At 66.1% G+C, this 16,300-nt stretch carries 17 protein-coding genes; 13 read left to right on the top strand and 4 right to left on the bottom strand.

Annotated features, from left to right (window positions below; translation table 11 throughout):
• The first annotated feature begins 26 nt into the window (after positions 1-26).
• The 4 genes from rplU (at position 27) to proB (ending at position 3,402) form a co-directional block, all read left to right on the top strand.
• On the top strand, positions 27-338 hold the full coding sequence (gene rplU, locus GOSPT_RS08260; protein WP_005176586.1) for a 50S ribosomal protein L21: 312 nt from the start codon (positions 27-29) through the stop codon (positions 336-338).
• A gap of 63 nt (positions 339-401) precedes the next feature.
• Positions 402-665, top strand: coding sequence for a 50S ribosomal protein L27 (gene rpmA / locus GOSPT_RS08255; RefSeq protein ID WP_005205054.1), 264 nt, complete (start codon positions 402-404; stop codon positions 663-665).
• Between the two features lie 171 nt (positions 666-836).
• A complete protein-coding gene (obgE, locus tag GOSPT_RS08250; protein ID WP_005205052.1) occupies positions 837-2,294 on the top strand; it encodes a GTPase ObgE in 1,458 nt (485 codons plus the stop codon).
• A complete protein-coding gene (gene proB, locus GOSPT_RS08245; protein ID WP_005205051.1) occupies positions 2,287-3,402 on the top strand; it encodes a glutamate 5-kinase in 1,116 nt (371 codons plus the stop codon). The genes obgE and proB overlap by 8 nt, the downstream gene beginning before the upstream one ends.
• 97 nt (positions 3,403-3,499) lie before the next feature.
• Here proB and GOSPT_RS08240 read toward each other — a convergent pair whose 3' ends face one another.
• The 4 genes from GOSPT_RS08240 to ectA all read right to left on the bottom strand — a co-directional run bounded on the left by GOSPT_RS08240 (position 3,500) and on the right by ectA (position 7,015).
• Positions 3,500-4,387 (bottom strand): Sir2 family NAD-dependent protein deacetylase, encoded by an 888-nt coding sequence (locus GOSPT_RS08240; protein ID WP_005205049.1) that lies wholly within the window; start codon positions 4,385-4,387, stop codon positions 3,500-3,502.
• 139 nt (positions 4,388-4,526) lie between these two features.
• A complete protein-coding gene (locus GOSPT_RS08235) occupies positions 4,527-4,952 on the bottom strand; it encodes an ectoine synthase (RefSeq protein WP_005205047.1) in 426 nt (141 codons plus the stop codon).
• Positions 4,949-6,220: a diaminobutyrate--2-oxoglutarate transaminase gene (ectB, locus tag GOSPT_RS08230; protein WP_005205046.1), complete on the bottom strand. Its 1,272-nt coding sequence runs from the start codon at positions 6,218-6,220 to the stop codon at positions 4,949-4,951. Before ectB ends, GOSPT_RS08235 begins: the two co-directional genes overlap by 4 nt.
• Before the next feature lie 267 nt (positions 6,221-6,487).
• Positions 6,488-7,015 (bottom strand): diaminobutyrate acetyltransferase, encoded by a 528-nt coding sequence (gene ectA, locus GOSPT_RS08225; protein WP_039855190.1) that lies wholly within the window; start codon positions 7,013-7,015, stop codon positions 6,488-6,490.
• A 187-nt stretch (positions 7,016-7,202) separates the two neighbouring features.
• Here ectA and rsmD point away from each other — a divergent pair, with 187 nt between their 5' ends.
• The 9 genes from rsmD to smc all read left to right on the top strand — a co-directional run bounded on the left by rsmD (position 7,203) and on the right by smc (position 16,248).
• Complete coding sequence (gene rsmD / locus GOSPT_RS08220; protein ID WP_005205041.1) at positions 7,203-7,766, top strand: 16S rRNA (guanine(966)-N(2))-methyltransferase RsmD; 564 nt, start codon at positions 7,203-7,205, stop codon at positions 7,764-7,766.
• On the top strand, positions 7,763-8,251 hold the full coding sequence (gene coaD, locus GOSPT_RS08215; protein ID WP_005205039.1) for a pantetheine-phosphate adenylyltransferase: 489 nt from the start codon (positions 7,763-7,765) through the stop codon (positions 8,249-8,251). Before rsmD ends, coaD begins: the two co-directional genes overlap by 4 nt.
• A gap of 174 nt (positions 8,252-8,425) precedes the next feature.
• Positions 8,426-9,262: a DivIVA domain-containing protein gene (locus tag GOSPT_RS08210; RefSeq protein WP_372495407.1), complete on the top strand. Its 837-nt coding sequence runs from the start codon at positions 8,426-8,428 to the stop codon at positions 9,260-9,262.
• A 52-nt stretch (positions 9,263-9,314) separates the two neighbouring features.
• On the top strand, positions 9,315-9,929 hold the full coding sequence (locus GOSPT_RS08205) for a YceD family protein (RefSeq protein WP_005205036.1): 615 nt from the start codon (positions 9,315-9,317) through the stop codon (positions 9,927-9,929).
• A 62-nt stretch (positions 9,930-9,991) separates the two neighbouring features.
• On the top strand, positions 9,992-10,711 hold the full coding sequence (gene rnc, locus GOSPT_RS08200; protein WP_039855218.1) for a ribonuclease III: 720 nt from the start codon (positions 9,992-9,994) through the stop codon (positions 10,709-10,711).
• Entirely contained in the window at positions 10,704-11,591 is an 888-nt protein-coding gene (gene mutM, locus GOSPT_RS08195) for a bifunctional DNA-formamidopyrimidine glycosylase/DNA-(apurinic or apyrimidinic site) lyase (RefSeq protein WP_005205031.1), read from the top strand. Before rnc ends, mutM begins: the two co-directional genes overlap by 8 nt.
• Before the next feature lie 121 nt (positions 11,592-11,712).
• Complete coding sequence (locus tag GOSPT_RS08190) at positions 11,713-12,183, top strand: OsmC family protein (protein WP_005205029.1); 471 nt, start codon at positions 11,713-11,715, stop codon at positions 12,181-12,183.
• A 34-nt stretch (positions 12,184-12,217) separates the two neighbouring features.
• Positions 12,218-12,478: an acylphosphatase gene (locus GOSPT_RS08185; protein WP_005205027.1), complete on the top strand. Its 261-nt coding sequence runs from the start codon at positions 12,218-12,220 to the stop codon at positions 12,476-12,478.
• A 65-nt stretch (positions 12,479-12,543) separates the two neighbouring features.
• Complete coding sequence (gene smc, locus GOSPT_RS08180) at positions 12,544-16,248, top strand: chromosome segregation protein SMC (RefSeq protein ID WP_005205025.1); 3,705 nt, start codon at positions 12,544-12,546, stop codon at positions 16,246-16,248.
• The last annotated feature ends 52 nt before the right edge of the window (positions 16,249-16,300 follow it).

Here is a 16,300-nt window from a genome sequence, read left to right as displayed (position 1 = left end):
CGATGATGAGTAAGAGGACAGCTTCGATGGCAACGTACGCGATCGTCAAGACCGGCGGTAAGCAGTACAAGGTCGCTGAGGGCGACATTGTGAAGGTCGAGAAGATCGACAGCGAGCCCGGCAGCAGCGTGAGCCTGCCCGTGGCGCTTGTCGTCGATGGCTCGACCCTGACCACCGATGCGGACAAGCTCGCCAAGATCTCGGTCACCGGCGAGGTGGTCGAGCACGTCAAGGGCCCCAAGATCCGTATCCACAAGTTCAAGAACAAGACCGGCTACCACAAGCGCCAGGGTCACCGTCAGAAGCTGACGGTCCTCAAGGTCACCGGTATCAAGTAATTTCCGGGGCCCAGCCCCTGATCCCCAACTGCAACACACTCAGGTAGCCAGGAGGACGAGAAAATGGCACACAAGAAGGGCGCGTCCAGTTCGCGCAACGGTCGCGATTCCAACGCGCAGCGCCTCGGCGTGAAGCGCTTCGGTGGCCAGCAGGTCAGCGCAGGCGAGATTCTGATCCGCCAGCGCGGCACCAAGTTCCACCCGGGCGTCAACGTCGGTCGCGGTGGCGACGACACCCTGTTCGCTCTCGAGTCGGGCGCGGTGCAGTTCGGCACCAAGCGTGGCCGCAAGACCGTGAACATCGTTCCGGAGACCGCACAGGCCTGACCTAGCGGTTTTCGAGCACAGCTCTCAACGACAGGGCGGGCCAGGGGCATATGCACCCGGCCCGCCCTGTTGTATTTCTACAACGAGGTTGTATTTCCACAACGAGAAGATCAGGTTCGATGGTCCGACAGCGCGATCCGCGCTCACGGCCTACGAACGAGAAAGGACGTCATGTCGCGGTTCGTCGACCGGGTGACGATTCACGTCGCTGCGGGCAATGGTGGCCACGGCTGTTCGTCGGTGCATCGGGAGAAGTTCAAGCCGCTCGGCGGACCCGACGGTGGTAACGGTGGCAACGGTGGGTCCGTGACGCTCGTCGTCGACCCTCAGGTGCACACACTGCTCGATTTTCACTTCCGGCCGCATGCCAAGGCGGGTAACGGGACGCCCGGCATGGGCGATCACCGCAGCGGCGCCAATGGCGACGATCTGGTCCTCCACGTGCCGGACGGCACCGTCGTGCTCGACGAGAACGGAACGATCCTTGCCGACCTGGTCGGGGAGGGTACGACGTTCGACGCCGCCTCGGGCGGACGTGGCGGACTCGGCAACGCGGCGCTGGCGTCCAAGGCGCGCAAGGCGCCGGGCTTCGCGCTCCTCGGTGAGGAGGGGCAGCACCGCGATCTCGTTCTCGAACTGAAGTCCGTCGCCGACGTCGGACTCGTTGGCTTCCCGTCGGCGGGCAAGTCGTCGCTGGTGTCGGTGCTCTCTGCGGCCAAGCCGAAGATCGCCGACTATCCGTTCACCACACTGCAGCCCAACCTCGGCGTCGTGCAGACCGCCGGTGGTGTGTTCACCATCGCCGACGTGCCGGGCCTCATTCCGGGCGCATCGAGTGGCCGAGGACTCGGGCTGGAATTCCTGCGGCACCTGGAGCGGTGTGCGGTTCTCGCCCACGTCGTCGACCTCGCCACGCTGGAACCGGGTCGTGATCCGATCTCCGATATCGACGCGCTCGAAGCCGAACTCGCCGCGTACGAACCCGCTCTGCACACCGATCACGGTCTCGGCGACCTCGCCGAGCGCCCGCGCGTGGTGATCCTGAACAAGACGGACGTGCCCGAGGCCAACGAACTGGCCGATCTCGTCGAACCCGAACTCGCAGAACGTGGTTGGCCCGTATACCGGATCTCCGCCGTCGCACATCAGGGGCTCAAGGAACTGACAGACGCGCTCGCCAGAATGGTAGACGAGTACCGCGAGGCACATCCGAAGCCCGTCGCTCGTCGTCCAGTGATCCGTCCGAAGGCCATCGACGACAGTGGTTTCACGGTCGTTGCCGATCCCGCCACGCCTGGCGGCTTCATCGTGCGCGGTACGCGGCCTGAGCGCTGGATCGCGCAAACGCAGTTCGACAACGACGAGGCCGTCGGCTATCTCGCCGACCGTCTCAACCGTCTCGGCGTCGAGGACGAGTTGGTCCGCCTCGGTGCGGAGCCGGGCGCGCCGGTGACCATCGGCGACGTCAGCTTCGACTGGGAGCCGACGACCCCGATGGGCGACGATGTGCCGATCACCGGGCGCGGCACCGACATTCGGCTTGATCGGTCGGAGCGTGTGGGTGCCGCCGAGCGTAAGGAAGCGCGACGTCTGCGTCGTGGACTGCAGGACGAGACCGACGGTGAGTGACGTTCGCGAATCGATCGCTGCAGCTCGCAGCATCGTCGTAAAGATCGGGTCGTCGGCGATCACCGACCTCGACAGCGGACTCGACCGTGACCGGCTCGATCGGCTCACCGATGCACTCGAAGCGCGCATGCGAGCGGGCTCGGACGTCATCGTGGTGTCGTCGGGTGCCATCGGCGCGGGTATCGCGCCGCTCGGCCTGAAGAAGCGACCGACAGATCTTGCCACCAAACAGGCTGCCGCGAGCGTCGGGCAGTTGGCTCTCGCGCACGCCTGGGGCACGTCCTTTCACCGGTACGGGCGCACGGTCGGGCAGGTACTGCTGACCGCGGACGACATCTCCAACCGCGCGCACCATGCCAATGCACAGCGCACGCTCAACCGACTCGTGGCATTGCACGCCGTCCCGGTGGTCAACGAGAACGACACGGTGGCCACCAACGAGATTCGCTTCGGTGACAACGACCGTCTCGCCGCGTTGGTCGCGCATCTCGCGGGCGCCGACGCTCTGATGCTGCTCTCCGACGTCGACGGCCTCTACGACGGTGATCCGCGCAAGGTGGGCCCCGACGGTCAGCGCGCACGTTTCATCGACGAGGTCAACGGGCCCGAAGATCTCGACGGCGTGATCGCGGGCTCGGGCGGCACGCTGGGCACCGGCGGCATGGCGTCGAAGCTCGCCGCAGCGCGACTGTCGGCCGACGCGGGCGTTCCGGTCCTGCTGGCCGCCGCCGCAGACGCCGATCGCGCGCTCGGCGACGGATCGGTCGGCACGGTGTTCGCAGCGAGGCCGGAACGCTTGTCCGCCAGGCGTTTCTGGGTCAGGCATGCCGCCGACGCGCGGGGACAGATCGTGCTCGACGACGGCGCCGTCGCGGCTGTCGCACGCAGGCGGCGCTCGCTGCTCGGTGCGGGGGTCGTCGGGGTGCGTGGGCGTTTCTACGACGGTGACGTCGTCGAGTTGGTCGACAACGACGGCACCGTGCGCGCGCGAGGCGTCAGTAGCTACGACTCCGACGACGTCGCCCGCATGGTCGGGCGGTCGACGTCGGAACTACCGAACGAGTTGCACCGCCCCGTGATTCACGCCGACGACCTGGTCGCCGTCTAGTCTGCTCCGCACAGAAAACCACGCGCCGTGGCGTGTCGATATGTACCGGTACAGGTTGGCGGTCTGAAAGCTGTAACGATCTGCGCCGCGGGACCGCTCAGGCGGCAGCGTGTGGGGTCAGCGCGGCGAGCACACTGCCGCAATAGTGGTCGATCTTGAGATCGGCGATGTCGTCGGCGCGCGTGATGCCCCGGTTGATCACTACGAGAGGTTTGCCGGTGCGGTGCGCGTGCCGGGCGAACCGCAAGCCTGACATGACGGTGAGCGACGAGCCGACGACGATCATCGCGTCGGCGTCGTCGACTGCCGAGAATGCCTGCTGCACGGTGGTCTTCGACGCATTCTCGCCGAAGTAGACGATGTCGGGTTTGAGGGTTCCGCCGCACATCGAGCAGTCGGCGACGACGAAGTCACTTGTGTCGTCGAGTGTCACGTCTGCGTCCGGCGCCACCTCGATCGCGCCGCGGCCGGCCACGCGTTCGGCGAATCCCGGATTGAGGGCTTCCAGGGTCTGCGCGAGGCCTCGTCGAGAGATGGTGTCGCCGCAGTCGAGGCACCGCACACGTCCATAGCAGCCGTGCAGTTCGATCACCCCGCGTGTAGCGGCCTTGGTGTGCAGCATGTCGACGTTCTGCGTGATGACCGTCGTCAGTGCGCCGCGACGCTGCAGTTGGGTGAGCGTGTGGTGCGACGCGTTGGGCCGCGCAGCGTCCATGTGGCGCCAGCCGAGGTGATTGCGTGCCCAGTAGTGGCGGCGGAAGTCGGGTGACGACAGGAACATCTCCAGCGTCATCGGCGTCCGAACCGGCGCGCCTGGGCTGCGGTAATCGGGGATGCCCGAGTCGGTGGAGATTCCTGCGCCGGTGAGCGCAACGACGCGTCGGCCGTCGAGGAGGTTGTGCATCTGCTCGATGCGGGCATCAAGATCGTCGTCGAGTGGGGTCGGTTCGGCCGGCGTCCAGCCGATCTGTAACCGCGTGCGCATACATCCAGGTTAGCGCCGCGTCGCAGCCCTCAGGCGCGGCCGAGGCTTCAGACGGCGCAGATGGGGTGGAACAGACGCCTGCGGGCCCCGGACTCCCGAGGGGAGTGCGGGGCCCGCAGGCGGATTAGTGCTCGCGCGGTCAGGCGTTCGCGTGCTTGCCGTTCGGTTGCTCCGGGACGGTGACGAGCGGGTAGATGCCGTTCTCGTCATGTACCTCGGTGCCGACGACCGGCGGGTTGAACACACAGAGCATGCGCATCTGCGTCTCAGCCGTCACCGTGTGGCGCTCGTGTCCGTTGAGCAGGTACATCGATCCAGCGGCCAGGGGATAGGTCTGCCCGGTCTCGCGATCGAGGAGAGTTCCCTCGCCCTCCACCAGCCACACCGCTTCGATGTGGTTGGCGTAGTGGAACTCGTTGACGCTGCCGGCCTTGATGGTGGTCTCGTGGAACGAGAATCCGACGCCGTCGCCGCCAAGGACGATGCGCTTGGAGACCCAGTTGCCCTTGGGGTCGGCGACCTCGCGCTCGGTGCCGGTGATTTCATTGGTGGTACGGACGATCATGCGATCACCTCCTCCACGGAATCGACGAGAATGCCGAGCCCGCGGTCAAGTTCTTCAGTGGAAATATTCAGTGGCGGAAGAAGTTTCACAACCTCATCCGACGGTCCCGACGTCTCGGCGAGCAGTCCGGACCCGAAGGCCCGCGCACATGCCTTGGCCGCGAGCGTCGGCTCGTCGAAGACGAGGCCGCGCACCATCCCGCGTCCTCGCGTCGACAAGCCTTCGTGGCGTTCCGACAGCGCCGAGAAGACTTCGTCGATCTGGCGTCCCTTGCGGTGAACGTCGCGGGTGAGCTGGTCGTCGGACCAGAACTCGTTGATGGCCTTGGTGGCCGTGATGAATGCGGGGTTGTTGCCGCGGAATGTGCCGTTGTGCTCGCCGGGTGCCCAGACGTCGAGGTCTCGACGAATCAACACGAGTGCCATCGGCAGTCCGTAACCGCTGATCGACTTCGACATGGTGACGATGTCGGGCTCGATGCCCGCCTCCTCGAAGGAGAAGAACTCGCCCGTGCGACCGCAGCCCATCTGGACGTCGTCGACGATCAGCAGGATGTCGCGACGCTTGCACAGGTCGGCAAGCCCACGCAGCCACTCGGCACGTGCGACGTTGACGCCGCCCTCGCCCTGCACCGTCTCGACGATGACCGCGGCCGGGGTGTTGAGGCCGCTGCCGGAGTCCTCGAGCACGCGCTCGAACCAGCTGAAGTCCTCGACGGTGCCGTCAAGGTAATTGTCGAAGGGCATCGGCGTGGCGTGCACGAGTGGGATGCCCGCGCCCGCGCGCTTCATGGAGTTGCCGGTCACCGAGAGCGATCCCAGCGTCATGCCGTGAAAAGCATTGGTGAAGCTCACGATCGACTCGCGGCCGGTCACCTTGCGAGCCAGCTTCAGCGCCGACTCGACGGCGTTGGTGCCTGTCGGTCCGGGAAACTGGACCTTGTAGTCGAGGTCACGGGGCGCCAGGATCTTGTCGTGGAACGTCTCCAGAAACTGCCCTTTGGCGACGGTCGCCATGTCGAGCCCGTGGGTGATGCCGTCCGCCGAGATGTACTCGAGGAGAGCCTCTTTCAGGACCGGATGGTTGTGCCCGTAATTCAGGGCGCCTGCGCCCGCGAAGAAGTCGAGATATTCGCGGCCCTCGGTGTCGGTGATCCACGAGCCACGCGCGCGACCGAACACGGTCGGCCAGTTGCGGCAGTAGCTGCGGACTTCGGACTCGTTCTGGGTGAAGACCGAGTCGTCGATGGTGGTGTCGAGAAGTTGCATCGTGCATCCTCCAATGTGGGAAATATCTGGGCCACAGTCCACTTCGGAGCGGAGCTCTCGAGAAGTGCTGTGGGGACGCGCATATACGCGTTTACTAAAGCGGCGCGCCACTGTTCGACGCGTGCGGATTGTGTTCGGGCGCAACGGCTCTCCGTCGCGGATCGTCTCGCCGAAGACTGTTCGTCAGTAAGACCGCGTTAGCCGCTACCAGCGAGAACGTACCGGTGGGAAACACGTCCGCCGGTGAGAAAACCCGCGCCAGAAGTACTAGGGCTCGCCGACCTTCGGTTCGAGCATGTAGAGATCCTCCGGCTGGTGTGCATCTGGGAAATCGTCGACGGCGAACAGGTCGCGTCGAACGAAGTCCAGGCCGCGATCTCGTGCGACCGACGCGAAAAGACGTTGGGACGCAACGTTGTCGGGGCTGATGGTGGTGTGCATGGCCACCACCGAACTGCGCCGGACGCGATCGAACAACTGGTGCAGCATCTTTGCTGCGATTCCGTGTCCGCGGAAGTCATCGTCGACGGCGACCTGCCAGACCATGAGGGTCGACGGGTCAGCGGGGCGTCGATAACCGGTGACGAAACCGACTGCACGACCATCGACTTCGGCGACAATCGAGGTGTCGGCGAAGTCGTGACACCACAGCACATAGGCATAACTCGAGTTGACGTCGAGAACCTGTGAATCCGAGGCGATTTCCCAGAGTCTGGTTCCGTCGGACACCGTCGGCGTCCGGTAGTCGATCGTCAGGACAGTTGATGGGGCCGTTCTCGTTGTGGAGGGGCTCATAACGTTCCTGACGTTAACAATGTGTGTCGGCGAAGTCATGCTGCTGCCGGAATCGGACACCGAAACCCCGCCGTCGGCACTGTTCAACGCCGGTTGTGATAGGGGTCACGTTTGTGCGATTTGTCGGTGTCGGACGGCTGAGACCCGGCGTTCTCATCGGGTAAGTATGGCGAGCAGAATACGAACGATGACGAGGATCATCGCAGGCGCTCTCGGTGGGCGACGGCTGACCGTGCCCGACGACGGCACCCGCCCGACCTCCGACAGGGTGCGCGAGGCTCTGTTCAGTGCGCTCGCCGCGCGCATCGACTTCGACGACTCGCGAGTCCTCGACCTCTATGCGGGCTCGGGGGCGCTCGCGATCGAAGCCCTCTCGCGCGGTGCGGCGTCGGCTGTATTGGTGGACAGCCGAAAGCGGGCCACCTCGGTCATCAGCGCGAATGTGCGGTCGCTCGATCTGTCCGGTCGCTCGAAGGTGGTGACGTCCTCGGTCGGGTCGTACCTCGCGACAGCGAGAGCAGGCCGGCCGTTCGACCTGGTTTTCTCCGACCCTCCGTACGCGCTGGACACCGCGGACGTCGAGGCCGATCTCGAGCGCTTGAGCTCCGACGGGTGGCTCGCGGACGACGCGCTCGTCGTCGTCGAACGAGACGCGCGGTCGTCGGCGCCGAGATGGCCCGAGGAGTTCGATCTCATCGTGGAGAAGGTCTACGGGGAGACCCGCGTGGAGATCGGTAGGTTTACGCCATGAGCAGCGCAGTGATTCCAGGTTCCTTCGATCCGTTCACCAGGGGACATCGGTACATCGTCGAACGTGCGGCGTCGGCCTTCGACGAGATCGTGGTTCTCGTCGTGGTCAATCCCAACAAACATGGCCTGTTCAGCATCGACGAACGCATCGCGTTGATCGAGGAGGACTGTGCCGATCTGCCCAACGTCCGCGTCGACCGATGGACCGGTCTGCTCGTCGACTATCTGGCCGAGAAGAACATCGGAGTCCTGGTGAAGGGGCTGCGCTCTGGCGTCGACTTCGACTACGAACTCCCGATGGCGCAGATGAATCGCGAGCTCGCAGATGTCGAGACGGTCTTCATGCTCACCGATCCGCGCTTCGCTCATGTCTCGAGTTCGCTGGTCAAAGAGGTGGCGAAGCTCGGTGGCGACGCGTCGCCGTACCTCGCACCGCACATCCACCGACGTCTCGAGGCGGTCCTTGCGGGGGAGCGGACAGTCTGACGTTCACTGCTGACCCGTAGTCACAATCGCCACAGGCGACACGCCCATATCATCCGGCTCCGTAATCCCAGCGATCACATTCGGCACAATAGTCACATCAGTCTCAGGCGGACCCGCGTCACGACGACACAGGTCTCACTGACAAGTAATGGCATGAGCCGGATTGGGGTAGCTGTGTACCGGGTATTTGAAGCTCTCGACGAACTCGTGGCCATCGTCGAAGAGGCACGAAGTGTTCCCATGACGGCCGGCTGTGTCGTGCCGCGTGGCGATGTCCTCGAACTGCTCGACGACATCAAGGACTCGATTCCGGGCGAGCTCGACGACGCCCAGGACGTGCTCGACCAGCGCGAGAACATGCTCGGCGACGCCGCCGATCACGCCGACAAGGTCGTGACCACCGCGGAGTCGGAGTCCGACGCCATGCTCGCGCACGCTCGTGCCGAGGCCGACCGCCTCCTTGCCGACGCCAAGGCGCAGGCCGACCGCATGGTCGACGAGGCGAGCGCGCACGGAAAGAACCTGGTCGACGAGGCCAGCGCGGAAGCCCACCGGCTGTCGACGAGCGCAGCACGCGAGTTCGACGCCGTCACCGGGCGTGCACGTGCCGAGGCGCAGCGGACCATCGACTCGGCAAACAACACCTACGACAAGTCCGTCGCGGACGGCATCGCCGAGCAGCAGCGCCTGGTCTCCGAGACCGAGGTCGTCGCGGCTGCGAAGTCGGAGGCGGAGCGGATCATCGATGCCGCGCACGCCGAGGCCGATCGACTCCGCGGCGACTGCGATGTGTATGTCGACGAGAAGCTCGCCGAGTTCGAGGAGATCCTCACCGGGACCCTGCGCTCGGTCAACCGTGGACGCCACCAGTTGCGTACCGGCGCGGGCATGCACGACTACGTCGAATACCCGCGCAGCGTCGACGATGCAGGTGCTCGTCGGACGAGTGCTGAACAGGCACGACCCGGTTCGGCAGACCTGCACGACCACAGCTCGCCGCTCGCGGTCTGAGTGGCGCGTCGGGTCGTTCGATGAATGACCTGGTCGGGCGTATGGTGCACATGTGGCCGAGAATGCAGTGACTCAAGGTGCGCAGGCGCAGCGCGATCCCTTCGTCCTCGACATCCGATCGTTGGGCAGGCGTCCGGGGACGATGGAAGAGATCCATCGCACGGTCGTCGCTCCCCATCGGATCGGCGTGGAGATGATCGCGATACCCGCGGATTCCGACGTCGACCTCGACTTACGGCTGGAGTCTGTGTCTGAGGGCGTCCTGGTCACGGGCACCGTCTCCGGCGAGACCGAGGGCCAATGTGTGCGTTGTCTCGAACCCGTCGACGGCACGGTGACGGTGTTCCTGACCGAGCTGTACGCCTACCCCGACAGTGAGACCGAGCAGACGACCGACTCCGAGGACATCCACCGGATCGTCGACGACAGGATCGACCTCGAGCAGGCCGTCATCGACGCCGTCGCGCTCGAACTCCCGATGTCACCGCTGTGCAGTGAGGACTGCGCGGGCTTGTGCGCTGAGTGCGGTGTCCGGCTTGCCGTCGCGGAACCCGGCCACTCCCACGAGATCATCGATCCCCGCTGGGCCAAGCTCGCCGACAAATTCGGTTCGCTGGAGCAGAAGGGGTCGCAGGACTCCGACAGCGGCGAACGGGGCTCGGCGTGACCGGTGTCGACGACGCGGCGTCGCCTGCACCCCAACCAGACAACCGTGACGCTGTCGCCTCTCTGGGAGCTGACTCCGGGGGTGTCGCGTCGTTGCTGGAAGCGCTCGGGACACCGATTGCGGATGAACTGCTCACACTCGCACTGACGCACCGCTCGTATGCCTACGAGAACGGTGGTCTGCCCACGAATGAGCGGCTGGAATTCCTTGGCGATTCGGTCCTCGGCGTGGTGATCACCGAGCGGCTCTACCTGCGATACCCCGAACGTCCCGAAGGAGAGCTGGCCAAGATCAGGGCGAGCGTTGTCAACATGCACGCACTGGCCGACGTCGCACGTGGTCTCGGCGAGGGCGGCCTCGGTCGTCACCTCTTCCTCGGGCGCGGCGAAGAGATGACCGGCGGCCGCGACAAGGATTCCATTCTGGCCGACGGCCTCGAATCACTTTTCGGCGCAATGTATCTCGACCACGGCCTGGAGACCTCGCAGCGCATCATCCTCGACCTCTTCGACGAGATCCTCGACCGCGCAGGACAACTCGGCGCGGGACTCGACTGGAAGACCTCGCTGCAGGAGCTGGCCGCCGAGCGTGGCTACGGCCCCCCGCAGTATCAGATCAGCTCGACCGGCCCCGATCACAGCAAGGAGTTCACTGCGCGTGCGGTGATCGCAGGTGAAGAACTCGGTGAAGGTGTGGGACGCACCAAGAAGGAAGCCGAGCAGAAGGCTGCATCCCTGGCATGGCAGGCGCTCACCGAGCGTGACGCCGTGAGCGATGCCTGAACTTCCCGAAGTCGAGACCGTCCGTGCCGGTCTCGAGAAGCATGTCGTCGGGCGCACGATCACCGACGTCGAGGTCCTACACCCGCGGGCCGTCCGCAGACACGTCGGCGATGCGCCCGATCTGGTCGGAAGGCTCAGGGGCGCAACGATTCTCGCTGCTCGCCGACGCGGAAAGTATCTGTGGCTCGACGTCGCGGCGCCCGACGGCGTCGACCGGTTCGCGCTCGTCGTCCACCTCGGCATGAGCGGGCAGATGTTGGTCGCCCGTGTCGGCGCACCCGACCACACGCATCTGCGGGTGCGCGCGGCACTCGATGACGGCAATGAGCTGCGGTTCGTCGACCAGCGAACCTTCGGCGGCTGGCATCTCGACGACTACGTCGACGCAGGCGATGAACTGCCCGGCGACTCCGGAGCGCTGCCCCGCTCGATCGCCCACATCGCCCCCGATCCGTTCGATCCCGCATTCGACCGTGACGACGTGGTGCGTCGGATGCGCGGCAAGCACACCGAGGTCAAACGGGCACTCCTCGACCAGTCGCTGATCTCCGGTGTCGGCAACATCTACGCCGACGAGGCGCTCTGGCGAGCGCGACTGAACGGCGCGCGCGTCACCGACGGCATCTCACGACGCAAGCTCGCCGAATTGCTCGACGCCGCGACCGCGGTGATGAGCGACGCGTTGGCGGTGGGCGGCACGTCGTTCGACGCGCTGTACGTGAACGTTAACGGGCAGTCCGGCTACTTCGAGCGTTCGCTGAACGCCTACGGCCGGGCCGGCCAGCCCTGCCGCCGATGCGGGACGCTGATGCGGCGTGAGGAGTTCATGAACCGGGGTTCGTTCTTCTGTCCGAAGTGCCAGCCCAGGCCTCGGCAGTAGCGGTTCATTGCTCGCAGCATGAGAGATGTCGCGGCATAAGACGGCATCGGAAGCAGTTCTACTATTGCCAGCGGCGCCTCGGGTGCGCCGAGAGTCGATTGCGAAGGGAGTCATCGCGCAGATGACCAGCGAGAATTCGTCCGCGACCACATCGGCGCCGCAGGAGTCGGATGCCGGCTCGGCGCACACCGAGTTGTGGGTGCAGCGGACCGGAACACGCCGCTACACCGGCAAGAGCTCGCGGGGTGCCGAAGTCCTGATCGGCTCGCAAGACGTGGACGGTGTGTTCACGCCCGGCGAATTGCTGAAGATCGCGCTTGCCGCATGCACCGGGATGTCGTCGGACCGCCCGCTGGCACGTCGCCTCGGCGACGACTACGACGCGACGATCCGCGTCTCGGGCGACGCCGACCGCGAGAACGAGGTGTACCCGCGCCTACGCGAGGTGCTCGACGTCGACCTGTCCGAACTCGATCCCGCCGCTGCAGAGCGCCTGCTTGTGGTCGTCGAGCGCGCGATCGACTCGGTGTGCACGGTGGGTCGCACGCTCAAGGCGGGCACCGAGGTCGAACTCGTCATCGAGAGCGACTGACTCCCCGATGAATGGCTCCGACCAGGTCGTTCGGATGACCGCACACGTTCACGGACAGGTCCAGGGCGTCGGATTCCGCTGGTGGACGCGCTCGCGCGCCCTGGAGCTCGGTCTGGTCGGTTCTGCGACGAATCTCGCCGATGGGCGGGTGCTCGTCGTCGCGGAGGGTGCCGAGCCGCAGGTGCACACGCTGCTCGACCTGCTCCGTTCGGGCGATACTCCCGGTCGGGTCGACCTCGTCGTCGAACGTTTCGATGCGCCACGGGGTGACCTGCAAGGATTCGTCGAACGCTGATCCGCCGCTCAACCGCCTGCCCGGTTGCGCCTGCCTGCATCGGGTGATGGGTAGGCTTAACGGTCGTGCACCTGAAAAGCCTGACCCTGAAGGGCTTCAAGTCCTTCGCGTCGGCCACGACTCTGCGATTCGAGCCCGGCATCACCTGCGTGGTGGGCCCCAACGGCTCGGGTAAGTCGAACGTGGTCGACGCACTGACGTGGGTGATGGGCGAGCAGGGTGCGAAAGCGCTGCGTGGCGGCAAGATGGAAGACGTCATCTTCGCCGGGACGTCGGGTCGGCCGCCTCTCGGTCGGGCCGAGGTGACGCTGACGATCGACAACTCCGACGGCGCTCTGCCGATCGAATACTCCGAGGTCTCCATCACGCGACGGATGTTCCGCGACGGTGCGGGCGAGTACGAGATCAACGGGAGTTCGTGCCGGTTGATGGACGTGCAGGAGTTGCTGTCCGACTCGGGTATCGGGCGCGAGATGCACGTCATCGTCGGGCAGGGGCGCCTCGCGGCGATTCTGGAATCGCGGCCGGAGGACCGTCGTGCGTTCATCGAAGAGGCGGCAGGAGTCCTCAAGCACCGCAAGCGCAAAGAGAAGGCCGTCCGCAAGCTCGACTCGATGCAGGCCAATCTCGCGCGTCTGAGCGACCTGACCGCCGAACTGCGACGCCAGCTCAAACCGCTCGGACGGCAGGCTGAGGTCGCCCGCCGAGCGCAGACGGTGCAGGCCGACCTCCGCGACGCACGACTGCGGTTGGCGGCAGACGATCTGGTGACCCGACGCACGGAGATGGCCGAGCACACGGCAGTCGAAGAAGAGATTCGACGACGCTCCGACGAGGTCACCGCAGAGCTCGACGCCGTCAATGCCGAGGTCGCCGAGCACTCTGACCATCTCGCCCAGGTCACTCCCGCTGCCGCGGCGGCAGGCCAGGCGTGGTTCCGGTTGTCGGCGCTCGCCGAGCGTGTCGACGCGACCAATCGGGTCGCAACCGAACGCAGCCGCTACCTCGCGGAGCCCACGGTCAGCTCCGGCGGTCCCGATCCAGAACAACTCGAACGCCAGGCGCAGGAGGCCGCACTCACCGAGGCCGAAATGGCCGAGGCGGTCTCGCTCGCGGCCGAGTCGCTGGAGGTGTCCAAGCTCGAACTCGAGGAGTACGAGCGTGTCGCCGCGGAGGCGGAGCAGGCTCACATGGCCGCGGTGCGTGCGGTGGCCGATCGCCGTGAGGGGCTGGCGCGACTCGAGGGACAGGTCGAGAGTCTGCAGACCAAGGCCGACGGCGTCGACGCCGAGGCGTCGCGCCTCACCGCTGCGATCGCAGCCGCCGTCGAACGCGCCGAAACTGCTGCGCAGCAACAGGATTCGGCAGCCGAATCACTGAGCCAGATGGAGGCCTCGGAGCAGGGCCTCGACGAACACCACGAGCGGTGCGTCGCGGCGCTGAATCTGTCGAACGAGCGGGTTGCGTCGCTGCAGGCCGCCGAACGTGAGGCGGAGCAGCGGATCGCGTCACTGAGCGCCCGTATCGAGGCGCTCTCGGTGGGCCTCGAACGCAACGACGGCGGTGCGTGGCTGCTCGAGAATGCGCCGGAGGGATTGGCGGGCTCCGTTTCCGATCTGCTGGCTGTCGACTCGGGTTTCGAGGCGGCCATCGCCGCAGCGCTGGGGCCGGCCGCCGACGCGATTGCGACCGTCGACGCGCTGGCTGCCGTCCGCGCGCTGCAGGCGTTGAAGACCGGAGACGGAGGCCGGGCGTCGTTGCTCCTCGGCGGACTCGACGACGCCGCACCGCGTCGCGAGGTCACGTTGCCCGACGGCGCCGTCTGGGCGAGCTCGGTGGTCACCGCGCCGTCACAGATCAAGGGTGCCGTCGAGCATCTGCTCGCCGATGTCGTCGTGGTCGACGACGCCGAGCAAGGCGTCGACCTCGCGGTACGGCACGGCCTTCGATGCGTCACGCGGGAGGGCGACCGCATCGGCCCCGCGTCGGTGGAGGGCGGATCGTCGCGTCGCCCGTCGACGTTGGAGGTCACCTCGGCGATCGACACCGCAACCGCAGATCTCGCTGCGGCGCATCGGACCACCGAGGAGACGCAGGCGGCCCTCGAAGGTGCACTGACCGAACAGCGCGCCCGCCGCGAGGCCGCCGAAGAGGCGTTGGCCGCGCTCCACGAGTCGGATGCGGCCGTCGGCGGAGCCTACGAGCAACTCGCCCGACTGGGTCAGGAAGTCCGCGCGGCACAGTCGGAGGCCGACCGGCTCACGCGGCAGCGCGACCGCGCAGAAGACGGTCGCGGCGACATGCTCGCCACCCTCGCCGAGCTGCAGGAACGCCTGCGCCTGGCGCGTGACGAGTCGACATCTGAACCCGACGAGGTCGGGGGAGATGGGGGCGAACGCTCGGCGGCTGCCGCTGCCGTCGCTGGTGCGCGTTCGAGTGAGATGGAAGCGCGTCTGGCACTGCGTACCGCAGAGGAGCGCCTCGCATCTGTGCGTGGCCGCGCCGATTCGCTTCGTCGTGCAGCCCAACGTGAACGCGATGCCCGTGAGCGTACCCGACGCCAGGACGAGGCTCGTCGGGTTGCGGCGCAGGTGGCGGCCGAGGTCGCCCAGGCTGCCACCGCGGTCTCCGAACGTCTCGTCGGCGCGGTCGCAACAGCACAGGCGGGTCGCGACGAGCTCGAGCAGGTCAAAGGTGCGCGCACCGAAACCCTCGAAGCGCTGAAGAGTCGAGCGGCGGCACTCACCGATCAGCTCAACGCCCTGCGTGATTCCGTGCACCGCGATGAGGTCGCCCGAGCGCAGTCCGCGTTGCGCATCCAGCAGCTCGAGGAGCAGATTCTCGAGAACTTTGCGATGTCGCCCGACGATCTGATCGCCGAGTACGGCCCGGACGTCCCGATGCCGCCGTCGGCGTTGGAGATCTCCGAGTACGAGCAGGCCAAGGAGCGCGGGGAGAGCGTCGTCGCGCCCGCGCCGCTGCCGTACGACCGTGCGACGCAGGAAGCGCGCGCGAAGAAGGCGCAGAAAGACCTCAACACCCTCGGCAAGGTGAATCCCCTCGCGCTGGAGGAGTTCGCCGCCCTCGAAGAGCGCTACAGCTTCTTGTCTGCACAACTCGAGGACGTCAAGGCCGCGCGGAAGGATCTGCTCGACGTGGTCGAGGACGTCGACGCGCGCATCCTGCAGGTGTTCACCGAGGCCTACGCCGACGTCGAACGTGAGTTCTCCCAAGTCTTTTCGACGCTGTTCCCCGGTGGCGAGGGTCGACTCATCCTCACCGAACCCGGAGACATGCTGACCACCGGAGTCGAGGTCGAGGCACGTCCACCGGGTAAGAAGGTCAAGCGGCTGTCGTTGCTCTCGGGTGGCGAGAAGTCGCTGACCGCGGTGGCGATGCTCGTGGCGATCTTCCGCGCGCGACCCTCACCGTTCTACGTGATGGACGAGGTCGAAGCAGCGCTCGACGATACCAACCTGCGCCGCTTGATCACCCTCTTCGAGCAGTTGCGTGAACGGTCGCAGCTCATTGTGATCACCCACCAGAAGCCGACAATGGAGGTCGCGGATGCGCTCTACGGCGTCAGCATGCGTGGTGACGGCATCACGACGGTGATCTCACAGCGTCTGCGCGGCCAGAACGTCGCGGTCACGGCAACCGCGCAGCCGGCAGTGGGTGGAGGCGGCACAGATGGGGGAGACGGCGTCGGCGGGCAGGAGACCGACGTGCCGGATGTGACCACAGCGACGACTAACAGGGCGCCAACATGACAAACAGGGCGCCAACATAGAGAACGCCCCTTCCGCTAGTCGGCGGAGGAGC

Source organism: Gordonia sputi NBRC 100414, assembly GCF_000248055.1.
In the GTDB taxonomy this organism is placed as follows: Bacteria; Actinomycetota; Actinomycetes; order Mycobacteriales; family Mycobacteriaceae; genus Gordonia; species Gordonia sputi.
Note: the sequence above shows the minus strand (reverse complement) of the source record. Positions and strands in the feature narration are given on the sequence as shown.

What these genes read in the sequence shown, in the direction of transcription:
- rplU (WP_005176586.1), top strand. Translation starts at nt 27, where the DNA reads ATGGCAACGTACGCGATCGTCAAGACCGGCGGTAAGCAGTACAAGGTC.
- rpmA (WP_005205054.1), top strand. Translation starts at nt 402, where the DNA reads ATGGCACACAAGAAGGGCGCGTCCAGTTCGCGCAACGGTCGCGATTCC.
- obgE (WP_005205052.1), top strand. Translation starts at nt 837, where the DNA reads ATGTCGCGGTTCGTCGACCGGGTGACGATTCACGTCGCTGCGGGCAAT.
- GOSPT_RS08240 (WP_005205049.1), bottom strand. Translation starts at nt 4,387, where the DNA reads ATGCGCACGCGGTTACAGATCGGCTGGACGCCGGCCGAACCGACCCCA.
- GOSPT_RS08235 (WP_005205047.1), bottom strand. Translation starts at nt 4,952, where the DNA reads ATGATCGTCCGTACCACCAATGAAATCACCGGCACCGAGCGCGAGGTC.
- ectB (WP_005205046.1), bottom strand. Translation starts at nt 6,220, where the DNA reads ATGCAACTTCTCGACACCACCATCGACGACTCGGTCTTCACCCAGAAC.
- ectA (WP_039855190.1), bottom strand. Translation starts at nt 7,015, where the DNA reads ATGAGCCCCTCCACAACGAGAACGGCCCCATCAACTGTCCTGACGATC.
- rsmD (WP_005205041.1), top strand. Translation starts at nt 7,203, where the DNA reads ATGACGAGGATCATCGCAGGCGCTCTCGGTGGGCGACGGCTGACCGTG.
- coaD (WP_005205039.1), top strand. Translation starts at nt 7,763, where the DNA reads ATGAGCAGCGCAGTGATTCCAGGTTCCTTCGATCCGTTCACCAGGGGA.
- mutM (WP_005205031.1), top strand. Translation starts at nt 10,704, where the DNA reads ATGCCTGAACTTCCCGAAGTCGAGACCGTCCGTGCCGGTCTCGAGAAG.
- GOSPT_RS08190 (WP_005205029.1), top strand. Translation starts at nt 11,713, where the DNA reads ATGACCAGCGAGAATTCGTCCGCGACCACATCGGCGCCGCAGGAGTCG.
- GOSPT_RS08185 (WP_005205027.1), top strand. Translation starts at nt 12,218, where the DNA reads ATGACCGCACACGTTCACGGACAGGTCCAGGGCGTCGGATTCCGCTGG.